Origin of the sequence: Citrobacter sp. Cpo091, from assembly GCF_030332645.1 — a bacterium.
GTDB lineage: Bacteria > Pseudomonadota > Gammaproteobacteria > Enterobacterales > Enterobacteriaceae > Citrobacter > Citrobacter portucalensis.
The window spans coordinates 230,264-245,177 of the sequence record NZ_JAOWHL010000028.1 but is presented as its reverse complement, the minus strand read 5'-3'; the positions used below and the strand labels follow the sequence as shown (position 1 = coordinate 245,177).

The following is a 14,914-nucleotide window of genomic DNA, read 5'->3' as shown; positions in this document are numbered from 1 at the left end:
TTTAATGTAATTTAGGGTTTTTGCTGGCACTGAAAGCACTCTCATCTCTGGTTTTATCCGGTTTTCTACTTATCTTCCCCGGATTGATGTTTGTAAAATCATTGATAACACTGTCAATTAATTGCTTGCGTGTGCCATCTATTTCACTGGCCTGCATAAGTCGCAATTGCTTAATCACTGCAGCTAACGAAACGTCTGTATGCATTCGCAAAATTTCTAGCACAGCCAAACCTGTAATTTCATGTTTCAGGCGTTCACTATCAGTTTTCTTCATAACTCCTTCACTACTTACCCCTATAAGTAAGGGGTTTATTTTATTCAAAAAGCAGGCCAATTAACGCATTGTAATGTTTCTGTTCTTTCTCCCCGGATGCTTTTTCAAGACGACACAGAAGCTTGGTGCAAAGTGATTTGCGGTTCAGATTTCGTCCATCCTTGAGTATCTCAGTGACGATTTCTCCCAATGTTTCCTGTTGAGTTGGCAGATGCGCCTTCGCAAAGTAACGAGAAATCGCGCTTGCAGTATCAGTGCGAACGGTATGCTGCTGCATGTCATGCTCCTGTAACAAAATGCTGGTGAATATTAAGTTTTATAACAGTAGCAAAGTTGTACCAAAAATGTGTACAAATCGAATCATCAATTTTTATCAAAAAGTGCTAAATCAATATAATCAGTAAGTTATATCAATATCAAACTACATAAAATCAAATTCAGTTGTACAATCCACTTCGTTTAACGAATGAATTCGATCTTTTTAAGGGCCTTTGTTCGTAAAAATAAAGTTAGAATAATGTATTAAAATCAGGACATAAGATGGTTTGTTTGATACTGTCCATATCTCTTCCCTTCCCTTGATCCCGGACTGTCCATGCTCACGACCATTATTTACCGTAGCCATCTACGTGATGACGCCCCCCTCAGAGCGCTTGAGGATATGGTGACAGCCGCAAATCTAAAAAACCGGCGATCCGATGTTACGGGAATTTTACTCTTTAATGGCCGCCACTTTTTCCAACTGCTTGAAGGACCTGAGGAGCAGGTAAAAGAGATTTATCGTTGTATATGTAACGACCCACGGCACCACAATATCGTTGAGCTGATGTGTGATTACGCGCCTGCGAGAAGATTCGGAAAGGTGGGAATGGAGTTATTTGATTTACAAAAACATGAACGCAATGACGTCCTGCAAGCGGTACTTAACAAGGGAACATCAAAATTTCAGCTCACCTATGATGACCGGGCATTACAGTTTTTCCGCACATTTGTCCTTGCGACGGAAAAATCGAGTTATTTTGAAATACCTGCGCCTGATTACTGGAGTTTTATTGCCGACAACTCTTGTACTCTCCTGGATGAAAGCACACTCCAGTCCAATATCGATTTCAGCTTTGCTTTTCAACCCATTATCGATCCTATGTCGCAGCGCGTCATTGCTCTGGAAGCACTTATTCGTGGTAGAGACGGTGAAACGCCCGCAACTTATTTTGGCAACTTAACTCCTGAAGAACTGTATACCGCGGATCTGCAGAGCAAAAAGACTGCTTTTGCAATGGCAAGCGCGCTGGGACTTAACGACAAAATGCTGTCAGTCAATCTGCTCCCTATGACCCTGGTAAACAAACCCAATGCAGTCAGCTTTCTGATAAACGAAATCGCGGCGCACGGACTGGTGCCTGAACAAATCATTGTAGAGTTTACCGAAAGCGAAGTTATATCGCGCTTTGATACGTTCGCGCAGGCCGTAAAGTCACTCAAGGCTGCGGGGATCTGTGTGGCGATAGATCATTTTGGGGCAGGTTTTGCCGGGCTTCAGCTTCTGTCTCGTTTTCAACCCGACCGAATTAAGATAAGCCGCGAGCTGATCACGGATGTGCATAAAAGTGGACCAAGACAGGCCATCATTCAGGCAATTATAAAATGCTGCACTTCACTGGAAATCATGATTTCCGCAGTCGGCGTTGAAAAACCTGAAGAGTGGATGTGGCTTGAGTCCGCAGGTATTGAAATCTTCCAGGGTAACCTTTTTGCACAAGCCTGCCTGAATGGTATTCCGTCTGTTGCATGGCCAGAGAAAAATGATTTCTCAGCGTCAAAATAACTAACGCATTGTTATAAATAAACAATCACAACAACCGCCCTCATGCTGAACATAAAAATTCAGCATTTACTCCCTGCGTGATAGTAAAGTAAATCTTAATTTTGCTAGAATCCTCTGTATGTTTTGTACAATTTGATGCATGTTGTACAAAGTAACAGGAACCGCATATCGGTGACGGAGAATCAGGAGTGTCCGGGGGAACTATGGCTTATTACAGCATTGGGGATGTCGCAGAACGTTGCGGGATAAATCCTGTCACCCTTCGGGCATGGCAACGACGTTACGGTTTACTCAAACCTCAACGCAGTGAAGGTGGCCACCGACTCTTTGATGAAGAAGATATTCAGCGTATTGAAGAAATAAAACGTTGGATTAGCAATGGCATACCTGTTGGGAAAGTTAAGGCATTGCTGGAAACCAGTACCCGTCAAGCTGACGACGACTGGAATCAATTACAAGAAGAGATGATGAGCATTCTTCGCATGGCGCATCCACCGAAGCTGCGAGCCAAAATTACTGCACTCGGTCGCGTTCACCCCGTAGATGCGCTGATCGATCACGTTTATCTTCCCGTACGTCAACGGCTGATACTTGACCATAATACATCCCGCATAATGAACAGCATGCTTGATGGCGCATTGATTGAATATGTTGCCACACTGCTGTCTGAAACGCGGCGCAAGTCAGGAAAGGATGCCCTCCTGATGGCCTGGGATGTTGAAGACAGAACCCGTCTGTGGCTCGAAGCCTGGCGCTTATCGCAATCTGGTTGGCATATTGCCGTTCTGGCTGAACCCATTGAATCGCCAAGACCTGAACTTTTCCCTGGGCAAACCCTTTTTGTCTGGACCGGTATTACGCCAACCCGCAGACAAAATGAACTGCTCCAACACTGGAATGAACAAGGTTATAAGGTCATTTTCCACAGCCCGTAACCTACACGTAATACGTGTAAGATAAATCATACAACTCTCATTTTTTGGCTGGTTATTTTGAGTACCACCCAGGAATATGTTGCCCTCTATCCTCCTGACTTAACCCCGGCCATAGCATAAAAATAAAACAATATACTAACCCATTGGTATTATTTTTTTGCAGACGACATCACCTTTTTCCTAAGTAAAATTCATTAGATCAACTGGCGTACGTCTAATACTTATTCTAGGGTTAAATTATGTCTTCTTGTGCCACATTATTGTTTTTCTAAAGTAATAAATGTGGTTATTTGAAAAAGGTAAAGGATATGGCTCTAGTCTTAGACAAACGCTTAATTCTTTGTTGCTGCGCCTTTTCCATTATTTCTGTGGCAAATGCAGCAACCGTTAACGGAACATTTCAGGTGCTGATGACGATTCAAAAGGCCTGTACCGTGACTGCCGGTTCGGCTTCAAATATTACACTTGGTCCGGTGAATACCACGGCGACAAATACCAGTGCAAGCAACACTATTTCAATTAATTGCTCAAAAACCACGCCCTATTTTATCGGCCTGGCACCGTCGGCTGCCAATGGAGGGACGACAACGGGTTCTGGCGCCATGTCCTCCGTAGCTAACGCTGCCACCAATACCGATAAAGTGCCCTATCAGCTAAATCGTACGTCAGCAACAGGTCCGGTGTGGGGGAATACCGCCACCGACACCGCACCTGGAAATGGGGTAGCGGCGACGGGTACAGGTCTGGCGCAAACGTATACTGTTTATGCCACCGCACCGAGCGCAAACTTCACTCCTGACGACTATGCCGACACGGTAACGGTTAACGTTAACTACTAACTTCAGGAAGCCATATGAGAGTAAAACTGCCTGTAAAGCAGTGTGCCTGCGCATGCCTGCTAGGGATGGGTGCGAGCATCAATCTTGCCACCGCCAGCGGACTGCAAATAGCCCCGGTCACGTTAACGTTGCAAGCGACGCAAAATGCCGATGGTATCTGGCTGAGTAACGCGGGTGAAAATGTGCTCAATGCCCAGGTTCGGGTTTTTCGCTGGAGTCAAAGCGCTTATGACGACAAACTTTCTCCCTCTCAGGGGCTGGTGATTAGCCCGCCGATGTTAGCATTAGCCCCTGGAGAACGTCAGTTGATTCGTGTTATTCGCACAAACCCTCCCTCGGCACATGCCGAAGACGCTTATCGTTTATCGATAGATGAGTTACCGCCTGCAAAAGTAGAAAAAAACAAGCTTCAGTTTGTGCTGCATTATTCTGTTCCCGTTTTCATTCAACCAACATCAGCGGCACAAACGCAGGCAAAACTGCAATGGAAATTACAGCAGCTGGATGGCAAAAAATTTATTGAAGTCAGTAATCAGGGAAATGGGCATGCACAGTTATCTGCTGCAACATTTATAAGCCCTGACGGTACTAAAAAAGTCATTACACCCGGACTATTAGGCTACGTTTTACCCGGATCAACAATGCGCTGGATAGTTTCCCCGTCAGCCAGGAATAATCATTACGGCGGGAAAGTTGAAGTCACAATCAATGGCCAAAAAACAGTACAAGATCTGTAACAGATCCTGGCTTCTGGTGAAATATTGCTTTCTCAATGGAGTATTAATATCGGGAATGGTTTGCGCACAAACGCTGAATAATAACCAGAACGAAAATGGTGTTATTAATAGCGCCTCGCAGATTACGGGAGTCGATTTGTATCTCGACGTCACGTTAAATGGGAATCCCGTTGGGCTGGTTCATTTTGGCTACGATAATGGAAAGCTTTATGCAGGAGCAGATACTCTGCGTAAAATGGGCTTTCGCTTTGCTCCAGACGCCACTAACGCCGTCTGCCTGAACGATATCCCCCAGCTAACCATTGACTACAACGTTCAGTTGCAAACGCTCTCGCTTACTGCGCCGCTCAGTTCACTCGATCTTGCGACCACGCAGCTTAACTCGCCCACCGAAACCGCGCCAACGGCAACAACATCACGCGGGGCGCTGCTCAATTATGATATCTATACGCAACAGGGGGATGAAAGCGCAATCAATACCTTCAGCGAAATTCGCGCCTTCAATGCGACCGGCGTGCTCAGCACCACTCAGTTGACGCAGTACTCTACCGAGGAATATGCCGATAACAGCGTTGAGCGCCTCGACACCAGCTGGCGTACGTCATTTCCTGATTCGATGTTGGCGTTAACCGTGGGCGATACCCTGACTAGTTCACTCATCTGGTCCCGACCGACGCGAATCGGCGGCATTCAGATAGGCACTGATTTTGGGTTACAGCCCTATATGCCAACCACCCCGCTTCCAGCATATCTGGGATCCGCGACGTTACCGTCAAACGTTGAGCTGTACGTCGACGGCGTCAGGTACTACAACGGAGAAGTCCCCGCAGGTAGCTTTCAGATCAACACAATGCCTAACATCAGCGGCGCGGGAACGGGTCAGGTGATGATGACAGATGCGTTGGGCAGAACGAGCGTACAAAATTTCTCGTTCTACAACGATCAGCAACTCCTGCGGGAAGGATTAACCGCCTGGTCGGCAGAATTAGGCACGGTACGCGAAAATTATGGTTACTCCTCTTTTGATTATGCCAGCGCACCAGTATTGAGCGCTACGTGGCGTCGCGGGTTTAGCAATACGTTCACCGCCGGGACTCACGCGGAAACCAGCGATGGACTGATTAACGCGGGCTTCAGTAACGACTGGATCCCAGGAACCCGCAGCGGCACGTTTTCGACCTCACTTGCCGCAAGTACCGACTCAGGAAAGAACGGGTTTTTGTACAGTTTTGGTTACCGTTGGTCCGGCGAACGGTTTAATTTCAGTACCAGTACCACGGCAACTTCCGGCGATTATCGCGATGTCGCCACCCATTACGGTGAGCCGCCCCCCACGTTTAACAGCAACACGGTTATTGGTTATTCGCTGGAAGCAGCTGGAAATGTCAGCCTGAGCTATTTGCAGTTTCGATATCCACACGAAAATGCGGTGCGCTACGCCAATGCCAGCTGGTTTAAATCTCTCACCGACAACATCTCACTGAATGCCGGATTCAACCAGAACATTGACGACAACCGCGATCGCAGTCTCTATTTGATGGTGACCATCACGACCGACAACAATCTGAGCGCCAGCAGCACCCTACAACGTACCAACGACGAAACCGGTTACCAGCTCAACGCCAGCCTGACGCCCCCTGCCGACGGCGGCTGGGGCTGGAATTTGGCTGCCAGTCAGCAGGCTTCCCGGCAAAGTGGCCAGGGAGAAGTGGGATATCTGGGACGTTATGGTAAAGCGTACGCGGGATTCAGCCGTTTACCGGATAACCATTACGGTTATGCAGGCGCAACCGGATCGCTGGTGACTATGGGAGGCGGCCTGTTTGCAGCAAGAGAAATCAATAATGGTTTTGCCGTCGTCTCAACTGACGGCGTGCCTGATGTTCCAGTCAAATTGCAAAATAACCTGATTGGCCGCAGCGATGACCAGGGACTACTGTTGGTCACCCCGTTGAACAGTTATCAAAAAAACCTGATCAGTATTGACCCGATGGATCTCCCTGCCAATATGCGGATCGCACGCGTTGAGACGAATGCCACGCCAGCCGATCGTTCCGGTACTTTGGTTAGCTTTGGCATCACACCCGTCCGCGCTGCGCAGATTATCCTCGTCGACAATCAGGGTAAGCCAATTCCTGAAGGCAGCATGGCTTACGCCATCAACGGAAAAGGACTATCGTCTGTCGTTGGCTTTGATGGAATGACATGGTTCGACACCCTGGAGCAGCACAACACGCTGCGCGTTGATACGGACATCGGTAGTTGTCGCGTGCAATTTGACTATCCCGCGTCAGCAAAGGGGATTGTGCAAATAGGTCCACTGGTTTGTCGCCCACATTAACAGGAGTGCGCTCATGAGGTTAAGACATCTGCTACTCATCGCTGCCGTACTTTTTTGTCCGGCAATTAGCCATGCGGTAACCTGTTCGGTGAGCAATGTGCAAGCCATAAATTTAGGTTCGGTCAATCCACTGTCTGCGACAGGCGCAACGTCATCAATGACGTTCAGTTACACTTGCACCAAAGAGCTTGGTGACGTGCTGGCAGGGATCAATCTCTGTTTTAATATTGGCGCCTCGGCCGTCAGTGGCCAGGTGACACCGCGAAATATGTCGTTAAGCGGAAACCCCGCCAGAACGCTGGCATACCAGCTTTACCAGGATCCCGGACACAGCAAAATTTGGGGGAGCCAATACCTGACCGGAACCACTTTTCCGATGGTACAGCTTAACCTGCTGAATCTGACGCCAGTGACGGGTTCACTCACGGTATCGGCGCAGATCGTCACGCCACAAACGGCAGCCGTCCCCGGAAATTATCAGGATAGCTATACGACGGCAACAGCCCTTGTCACCCTTAATCCTGGATTGCTTTTCCCACCGACCACCTGTGGTGATACCGTTGCCGCCAGGTTTCCTTTCACCGTCACAGCTGCTGTCAGCAAACAGTGTAATATCACCTCCGCGACTAACATCAGATTTGCTCCCACCAGCGGAACGGGTCGTAATCTCACGGCGTCAAATAACGTAGGCGTAGCCTGCTCTAATAACACCCCTTACACCATCGGACTTCAACCCTCCAACGGCAATACGGCAGGCAGCGGCGTGATGGCAGGCACGGGGTCAAATACGGATAAAGTCCCCTACCAGCTTAGTTCGACGCCAGGTCCTTCCGGTACGATCTGGGGCAATACTGCGCTTAATACCGTTGCGGGCAACGGCACCGGGACAACGACTACCTACCCGGTTTACGCCACCGTCCCCAGCGCGAACTACACGCCAGACAACTATGCCGATACTGTCACCATCGCCGTGACCTACTGACGCCCAGCTTAACAGCAATAAGGCAAACACATTTTATTATCATATTATTTACTTTTAGAGGTGCGTCATAAATCTGACAAATTGCGATTTTTACAAGTTATGCATATTAAACTACATAAATCGCAAAAAAAACCGCGATGAAAGCCAAAATAAAGAATAACCATTCACCACCAAGCCAAAATCCACACTGCTCATACCGATAATCCGTGTTAGCCAGGCAGGCTGTTCTATGAAAAAAATGTTAAATTTAGGTTTATATGGTGAGATTCACTGTATACCACGGCCAAATTAAGAACATATTACTTTTATAACTAAGGTTTATCATGGATAAGTTATCTTACGCTTCAGATAGCAGCACATCTGCCTGGAATACCTACCTGCAACAAATCGAGCGTGTGGCCCCTTACCTGGGCGAACTTTCCCATTGGGTGGACACCCTGCGCCACCCAAAACGCGCGCTGATTGTCGATATCCCGGTGCAGATGGATGACGGCACTATCCGTCATTTTGAAGGGTATCGCGTGCAACATAACCTCTCCCGCGGTCCGGGCAAAGGCGGTGTGCGTTATCATCCTGATGTTGATCTTAATGAAGTGATGGCCCTGTCCGCATGGATGACCATCAAATGCGCAGCGTTGAACCTGCCGTACGGCGGAGCCAAAGGCGGTGTGCGCGTCGATCCGTTCTCACTTTCTGAAGGTGAACTGGAGCGTTTAACCCGCCGTTATACCAGCGAAATCGGCATTATCATTGGGCCGCAGAAAGACATTCCTGCGCCGGATGTAGGTACTAACGGAAAAGTCATGGCCTGGATGATGGATACCTACTCCATGAACCACGGCACCACCGTGACCAGTGTGGTCACCGGTAAACCTATTCACCTCGGCGGCTCGTTAGGCCGTGATAAAGCCACCGGTCGCGGCGTTTTCGTCAGCGGTCTGGAAGTCGCGCGTCGTGCGAACATTGAAGTTGAAGGCGCTCGCGTGGCGGTACAAGGTTTCGGTAACGTCGGCAGCGAAGCCGCCCGCCTGTTCGCCGCAGCGGGTGCGCGTGTCGTCGCTATTCAGGATCACACCGCAACGCTGTTTAACTCCACGGGTATCGACATGACCGCGCTGTCTGCCTGGCAGTTAGAGCACAAACAGATTGCCGGTTTCCCAGGCGCTGAAACCATCGCCAGCGAAGCCTTCTGGAGCGTGGAGATGGATATCCTGATCCCTGCCGCGCTGGAAGGACAGATTACCCGTCAGCGTGCAGAAATACTGACCTGCAAACTGGTACTTGAGGGCGCTAACGGCCCGACTTACCCGGATGCCGATGATATGCTGGCAAGCCGCGGTATCATCGTGGTACCTGACGTCGTATGTAACGCAGGCGGCGTAACCGTCAGCTACTTCGAATGGGTCCAGGACATGGCAAGCTTCTTCTGGAGTGAAGAAGAGATCAATAATCGCATGGACAAAATCATGACTGATGCAATGGTGCACGTATGGGAAAAAGCAGCTGAGAAATCCTGCTCCCTGCGTACCGCAGCCTACATTGTTGCCTGCGAACGCATTCTGCTGGCACGTAAAGATCGCGGAATTTATCCGGGCTAATACCGATAATTTTCCCTCGCATAAACCACCTGCCAGGCAGGTGGTTTTTTTTAGCAAAATCCTGCACGTAGTCTTTCCCCATTAAATACTGCCCGATCTCTCATTTTCGCTGTTTTATGCACCAATACGTTTCAATATGGAACGTTATAAAATGATGGCGTTCCGTATTGAAACGCCCTTCACAGCAATTTTCTTTTGCGTACCCGTGTGCAAAATTACCTTATCGGCAGCGAGCGGTCGCCGTGACGTTGAACCAACCGATACCCTACATCAGATGCCTGCCCGAATTTGGCAGCCATCCAGGACTGTCTGCGGAGCATAAATAATGAAAAAATTGATCAACCGTGTTGAAGACGTACTGAATGAACAACTCGCCGGACTGGCGAAAGCGTATCCGTCCCTGGCACTGCATCAGGATCCGGTATATGTCACCCGCGCAGATGCGCCGGTGATGGGCAAAGTGGCACTGCTTTCCGGTGGCGGCAGTGGACACGAACCTATGCACTGCGGCTACATTGGTCAGGGCATGCTCTCTGGCGCCTGTCCAGGTGAGATTTTTACCTCACCCACGCCGGATAAAATGTTCGAATGCGCCATGCAAATTGACGGTGGCGAAGGCGTGCTGCTGATAATCAAAAATTACACCGGCGACATTCTTAATTTCGAAACCGCCACCGAGCTGCTGCATGAAAGCGGTGTCAAAGTCACCACCATGGTGGTGGATGACGACGTGGCGGTGAAAGACAGTTTGTATACCGCCGGTCGACGTGGCGTGGCGAATACCGTATTGATCGAAAAACTGGTCGGCGCGGCCGCCGAACGCGGTGATTCGCTGGAAGCCTGTGCGGCGTTGGGCCGTAAGCTGAATAACCAGGGCCACTCCATTGGCATAGCCATTGGCGCCTGTACCGTTCCAGCCGCTGGACAACCGTCGTTCACGCTGCAGGATAACGAAATGGAGTTTGGCGTAGGTATCCACGGGGAACCCGGCATTGACCGTCGCCCCTTCACCTCTCTCGATCAGACCGTTGATGAAATGTTCGATACCCTGCTGGAAAACGGTAACTACAGCCGTACACTCCGCCACTGGGACAACGTCCAGGGCGCGTGGCAGGAAGGTAAAGAAAGCAAGCGTGCGTTACAAAGTGGCGATCGCGTTATTGCGCTGGTCAATAATCTCGGCGCGACGCCGTTGTCTGAACTCTTCGGCGTGTATAACCGCCTGGAAAGCCGTTGTCAGGATGCAGGCATCGTCATTGAGCGCAACCTGATCGGTTCTTACTGTACCTCTCTGGATATGACCGGTTTCTCGATCACCTTGTTACAGGTAGATGACGAAACGCTGAGCTTATGGGATGCACCGGTTCACACCCCTGCCCTCAACTGGGGTAAATAAGGAGATTCATGATGTCCCTCAACAGAACGCAAATTGTTAACTGGCTCTATCGTTGCGGCGAGATCTTCACCACAGAAAGTGATTTTCTCACCGGGCTTGACCGGGAGATCGGCGATGCCGACCACGGTCTGAACATGCATCGTGGTTTCAGCAAAGTCGTTGAAAAGCTGCCGTCCATCGCAGACAAAGACATCGGCTTTATTTTGAAAAACACCGGTATGGTGCTGCTCTCAAGCGTCGGCGGGGCCAGTGGACCGCTGTTTGGCACCTTTTTTATTCGCGCCGCCCAGGTGACTCAGGCTCATCAAAGCCTGACGCTTGAAGAGCTGTATCAAATGATGCGTGATGGCGCAGAAGGTGTGATTAGCCGCGGTAAGGCTGAACCTGGCGACAAAACCATGTGCGACGTCTGGCTACCGGTTGTCGAATCCTTACGTCAGTCCTGCGAGCAAAAGTTAAGCGTACAGGCAGCGCTGGAAGCGGCAAGCCAGCAAGCGGAAGCCGCAGCGCAAAGCACCATCACCATGCAGGCTCGCAAAGGCCGTGCCAGCTATCTTGGTGAGCGCAGTATTGGGCATCAGGATCCCGGCGCAACGTCGGTCATGTTTATGATGCAAATGCTAGCTCAGGCGTCCAGAGAGTAAGGATAAAGCGATGGTAAACCTGGTTATTGTTTCTCACAGCGCCCAACTGGGCGAAGGCGTCGGTGCGCTGGCCCGGCAGATGTTAATGGGCGGTGATTGCAAAATCGCCATTGCCGCAGGCATTGATGATCCTGAGAATCCGATTGGCACCGATCCGATCAAGGTGATGGAAGCCATCGAGTCCGTGGCCGATACGGACCACGTGCTGGTGATGATGGATATCGGTAGTGCATTACTGAGTGCGGAAACCGCGCTGGAACTGCTCGACCCTGGCATTGCCACCAAAGTGCGTTTGTGCGCAGCACCACTGGTTGAAGGCACACTGGCCGCGACGGTTAGCGCCGCCGCGGGTGCTGATATCGATCGGGTCATCCGTGATGCCATGAACGCCCTCGACGCCAAATGTGAGCAACTGGGTTTACCTTCGCCATCCGCAGCGAAACCCGCATCTGCTGCACTGTCTCCCGATGCAGATGCCCGTTCTGTTGCCATTGTGGTGAAAAACCCTAACGGCATCCACGTTCGCCCGGCTTCGCGGCTGGTTTCCGCGTTGTCTGGTTTTAACGCCGACATGTGGCTGGAGAAAAACGGCAAGTGTGTGGTTCCTGATAGCCTGAATCAGATAGCTCTGCTGCAGGTACGCTGTAATGACACGCTGCGCCTGATTGCCAAAGGCGAACAGGCAGAGGATGCGCTGGCCGCATTTAAACAGCTGGCAGCGGAGAATTTTGGTGAATCGCTCGAGTCCGCTAATGCTGATAACAAGGCAACTCAGGCTCCCTCAAAAGTCACGGGGACGGCATTCTGTCACACGCCGTTCTCGCCCGAGGTAAACCCGCAGCCAGCCGCATCACTCCACGCTGAGCAACAGCGATTACAGACCGCCATCCAAAGTACGCTGAACGATCTGAGCGAACTCACTGCACTTGCTGAAGAACGATATTCCGCAGATATCGCCGCCATCTTCTCCGGTCACCATACTCTGTTGGACGATCCTGAACTGTTTGAAATGGCCTGCGATGTAATGCGCGAAAAGCAGTGCAGCGCCGCCTGGGCCTGGCATCAGGTGCTGAGCGATCTCAGCCAGCAGTATTTACAGCTCGATGATCCTTATCTGCAGGCGCGATACATTGATATTGAAGATTTGCTGTCCCGTTCACTGCAGCATTTGACGGGAGAGAGCGCACAAATTCCCGCGTTCTTGCGCCCCACTATCCTGGTCGCTGATGTCATTTATCCGTCTACGGTACTGCAACTCGATCCGAAGACCATCAAAGGTATCTGCCTGCGGGACGGCAGCGAAGCCTCGCATCCGGCGATTATCGCTCGTGAAATGGGTCTGTGCTGGATGTGTCAGCAAGGCGCGGCTCTCGATAGCATCAAGATGGGCGATACTCTGACCATTGACTGTGTCACACAGCGGATAACCCGCGCAAACTGATTCCGAAGCACACCCTTTCCAACAAAGGGTGTGCTTCTTCTCTATTCACGTCGGGAAATGTCTGTTTATTCGCAAAATGGGGAGCCGATCACGCGCAACGGTCATTCCTGAACTAAGGTTTTCTCATGGTAAATGCCGCTACTTCGGCACGCCGCTAAGGAGATTAACCGATGATAACGCCAGCAACTCGCCATCCTGGCCTGCTCTCTGTTGCAATAAAACTGACGCTCGCAAGCACCTTTTTTGCCCTTTCCTCTTTTACCGTCAACGCCGAGGACGCACCAGCCGCTACGCCTGCTCCGCCTGATATTCTGCTTGGCCCCCTGTTTAACGATGTACAAACAGCCAAACTTTTTCCTGACCAGAAAACCTTTGCGGACGCGGTGCCAAACAGCGATCCATTAATGATCCTTGCCGATTACCGGATGCAGAAAAACCAGTCCGGATTCGACTTACGCCATTTTGTGCAAGTGAATTTCACCTTGCCGAAAGACGGCGAGAAATACGTGCCCCCGGCCGGGCAATCATTACGCGAACATATCGATGGCCTGTGGCCGGTACTCACCCGTTCGACAACCGACGCTGAAAAATGGGATTCGCTGCTGCCGCTCCCGGAACCGTATGTGGTACCTGGCGGGCGTTTTCGCGAAATATATTATTGGGACAGCTATTTCACCATGCTGGGGCTTGCCGAGAGCAATCACTGGGATAAGGTCTCGGACATGGTGGCAAACTTCGCTTACGAGATTGATTCCTGGGGACACATTCCTAACGGCAACCGCACCTACTACCTGAGTCGTTCGCAACCGCCGTTCTTTGCCTTTATGGTTGAACTGCTGGCGCAGCACGACGGAAATGACGCGCTGAAAAAATACCTCCCGCAGATGCTCAAAGAATACAGCTACTGGATGGAGGGCGTCGAAACACTCCAGCCCGGTCAGCAAAATAAGCGCGTAGTTAAACTGGATGACGGCACCATTTTGAACCGCTACTGGGATGAGCGCGATTCGCCTCGGCCAGAGTCCTGGGTAGAGGATATTGCCACCGCTAAAAGCAACCCAAACCGCCCGGCCACAGAAATCTACCGCGACCTGCGTTCAGCTGCCGCGTCCGGCTGGGATTTTAGTTCCCGCTGGATGGACAATCCTAATCAGCTGGGCACTCTGCGCACCACCAGCATCGTTCCGGTCGATCTCAATGCGCTGATGTACAAAATGGAAAAAATGATCGCCCTCGCCAGCAAGGCTGCTGGTGATGATGCCAAAGCGGCGCAGTACGATGGCTTCGCTAATGCCCGACAAAAAGGGATCGAGAAGTACCTGTGGAACGACAAAGAAGGCTGGTATGCCGACTACGATCTGAAAAGCCACAAAGTACGCAACCAGCTCACGGCTGCCGCCCTGTTCCCGCTATATGTCAATGCAGCGGCAAAAGATCGCGCCAGTAAAGTCGCCACGGCCACCCAGGCACATCTGCTGCAACCGGGCGGCCTTGCTACCACGTCGGTGAATAGCGGCCAGCAGTGGGATGCCCCCAATGGCTGGGCCCCGCTCCAGTGGGTCGCAGCATCCGGGTTACAGAATTACGGTCAGGATACTGTTGCCATGGACGTGACCTGGCGATTCCTCACCAATGTTCAACACACCTACGATCGCGAGAAAAAGCTGGTTGAGAAGTATGACGTGAGCACCACTGGAACCGGCGGTGGCGGTGGTGAGTATCCGTTGCAGGATGGTTTCGGCTGGACCAACGGCGTAACGCTGAAAATGCTCGACTTGATTTGCGCCAAAGAAAAGCCCTGTGACAACGTACCCGCGTCGCGACCTACCCCGGCAAGTACTGCGCCAGTCGAGTCTAAAAAACAGACTCAACCGACGCCATAACATCATAGCCTGAGCCGTT

At 50.8% G+C, this 14,914-nt stretch carries 13 protein-coding genes; 11 read left to right on the top strand and 2 right to left on the bottom strand.

Translation table 11 applies throughout. The features are described from left to right. Position 1 precedes the first annotated feature (1 nt). The gene (locus OGY04_RS04690) at positions 2-274 is read right to left on the bottom strand and encodes a hypothetical protein (RefSeq protein ID WP_008784991.1); all 273 of its coding nucleotides are present in this window, start codon (positions 272-274) and stop codon (positions 2-4) included. A 40-nt stretch (positions 275-314) separates the two neighbouring features. After that, on the bottom strand, positions 315-551 hold the full coding sequence (gene ycgZ, locus OGY04_RS04685) for a regulatory protein YcgZ (protein WP_003833500.1): 237 nt from the start codon (positions 549-551) through the stop codon (positions 315-317). Between the two features lie 318 nt (positions 552-869). Here ycgZ and OGY04_RS04680 point away from each other — a divergent pair, with 318 nt between their 5' ends. The 11 genes from OGY04_RS04680 to OGY04_RS04630 all read left to right on the top strand — a co-directional run bounded on the left by OGY04_RS04680 (position 870) and on the right by OGY04_RS04630 (position 14,895). Continuing rightward, positions 870-2,099, top strand: a complete 1,230-nt coding sequence (locus tag OGY04_RS04680; RefSeq protein WP_286584855.1) for a diguanylate phosphodiesterase — start codon at positions 870-872, stop codon at positions 2,097-2,099. A gap of 203 nt (positions 2,100-2,302) precedes the next feature. Next, positions 2,303-3,034, top strand: a complete 732-nt coding sequence (locus tag OGY04_RS04675; protein WP_008784993.1) for a MerR family transcriptional regulator — start codon at positions 2,303-2,305, stop codon at positions 3,032-3,034. A gap of 308 nt (positions 3,035-3,342) precedes the next feature. After that, positions 3,343-3,873, top strand: coding sequence for a Csu type fimbrial protein (locus tag OGY04_RS04670; RefSeq protein ID WP_003833507.1), 531 nt, complete (start codon positions 3,343-3,345; stop codon positions 3,871-3,873). A gap of 14 nt (positions 3,874-3,887) precedes the next feature. Beyond that, positions 3,888-4,610, top strand: coding sequence for a fimbrial biogenesis chaperone (locus OGY04_RS04665; protein ID WP_048216217.1), 723 nt, complete (start codon positions 3,888-3,890; stop codon positions 4,608-4,610). Between the two features lie 55 nt (positions 4,611-4,665). Then, a complete protein-coding gene (locus OGY04_RS04660) occupies positions 4,666-6,951 on the top strand; it encodes a fimbria/pilus outer membrane usher protein (protein ID WP_286584853.1) in 2,286 nt (761 codons plus the stop codon). 13 nt (positions 6,952-6,964) lie between these two features. Further along, positions 6,965-7,933 (top strand): Csu type fimbrial protein, encoded by a 969-nt coding sequence (locus OGY04_RS04655; protein ID WP_286584851.1) that lies wholly within the window; start codon positions 6,965-6,967, stop codon positions 7,931-7,933. 323 nt (positions 7,934-8,256) lie between these two features. Next, positions 8,257-9,531, top strand: coding sequence for a Glu/Leu/Phe/Val family dehydrogenase (locus OGY04_RS04650; RefSeq protein ID WP_032943729.1), 1,275 nt, complete (start codon positions 8,257-8,259; stop codon positions 9,529-9,531). A 325-nt stretch (positions 9,532-9,856) separates the two neighbouring features. Next, positions 9,857-10,927 carry a dihydroxyacetone kinase subunit DhaK gene (gene dhaK / locus OGY04_RS04645; protein WP_003833521.1) on the top strand — a complete coding sequence of 357 codons (1,071 nt, stop codon included), beginning with the start codon at positions 9,857-9,859 and terminating at the stop codon, positions 10,925-10,927. Positions 10,928-10,938: 11 nt separating this feature from the next. Next, entirely contained in the window at positions 10,939-11,571 is a 633-nt protein-coding gene (dhaL, locus tag OGY04_RS04640) for a dihydroxyacetone kinase subunit DhaL (protein ID WP_020996617.1), read from the top strand. Positions 11,572-11,581: 10 nt separating this feature from the next. Then, a complete protein-coding gene (gene dhaM, locus OGY04_RS04635; RefSeq protein WP_286584849.1) occupies positions 11,582-13,012 on the top strand; it encodes a dihydroxyacetone kinase phosphoryl donor subunit DhaM in 1,431 nt (476 codons plus the stop codon). A gap of 170 nt (positions 13,013-13,182) precedes the next feature. After that, complete coding sequence (locus OGY04_RS04630; protein ID WP_071446215.1) at positions 13,183-14,895, top strand: alpha,alpha-trehalase; 1,713 nt, start codon at positions 13,183-13,185, stop codon at positions 14,893-14,895. The last annotated feature ends 19 nt before the right edge of the window (positions 14,896-14,914 follow it).

Bases quoted from the DNA above. Each gene is read 5' to 3' on its own strand.
- OGY04_RS04690 (WP_008784991.1), bottom strand. From the start codon at position 274: ATGAAGAAAACTGATAGTGAACGCCTGAAACATGAAATTACAGGTTTG.
- ycgZ (WP_003833500.1), bottom strand. From the start codon at position 551: ATGCAGCAGCATACCGTTCGCACTGATACTGCAAGCGCGATTTCTCGT.
- OGY04_RS04680 (WP_286584855.1), top strand. From the start codon at position 870: ATGCTCACGACCATTATTTACCGTAGCCATCTACGTGATGACGCCCCC.
- OGY04_RS04675 (WP_008784993.1), top strand. From the start codon at position 2,303: ATGGCTTATTACAGCATTGGGGATGTCGCAGAACGTTGCGGGATAAAT.
- OGY04_RS04670 (WP_003833507.1), top strand. From the start codon at position 3,343: ATGGCTCTAGTCTTAGACAAACGCTTAATTCTTTGTTGCTGCGCCTTT.
- OGY04_RS04665 (WP_048216217.1), top strand. From the start codon at position 3,888: ATGAGAGTAAAACTGCCTGTAAAGCAGTGTGCCTGCGCATGCCTGCTA.
- OGY04_RS04660 (WP_286584853.1), top strand. From the start codon at position 4,666: ATGGTTTGCGCACAAACGCTGAATAATAACCAGAACGAAAATGGTGTT.
- OGY04_RS04655 (WP_286584851.1), top strand. From the start codon at position 6,965: ATGAGGTTAAGACATCTGCTACTCATCGCTGCCGTACTTTTTTGTCCG.
- OGY04_RS04650 (WP_032943729.1), top strand. From the start codon at position 8,257: ATGGATAAGTTATCTTACGCTTCAGATAGCAGCACATCTGCCTGGAAT.
- dhaK (WP_003833521.1), top strand. From the start codon at position 9,857: ATGAAAAAATTGATCAACCGTGTTGAAGACGTACTGAATGAACAACTC.
- dhaL (WP_020996617.1), top strand. From the start codon at position 10,939: ATGTCCCTCAACAGAACGCAAATTGTTAACTGGCTCTATCGTTGCGGC.
- dhaM (WP_286584849.1), top strand. From the start codon at position 11,582: ATGGTAAACCTGGTTATTGTTTCTCACAGCGCCCAACTGGGCGAAGGC.
- OGY04_RS04630 (WP_071446215.1), top strand. From the start codon at position 13,183: ATGATAACGCCAGCAACTCGCCATCCTGGCCTGCTCTCTGTTGCAATA.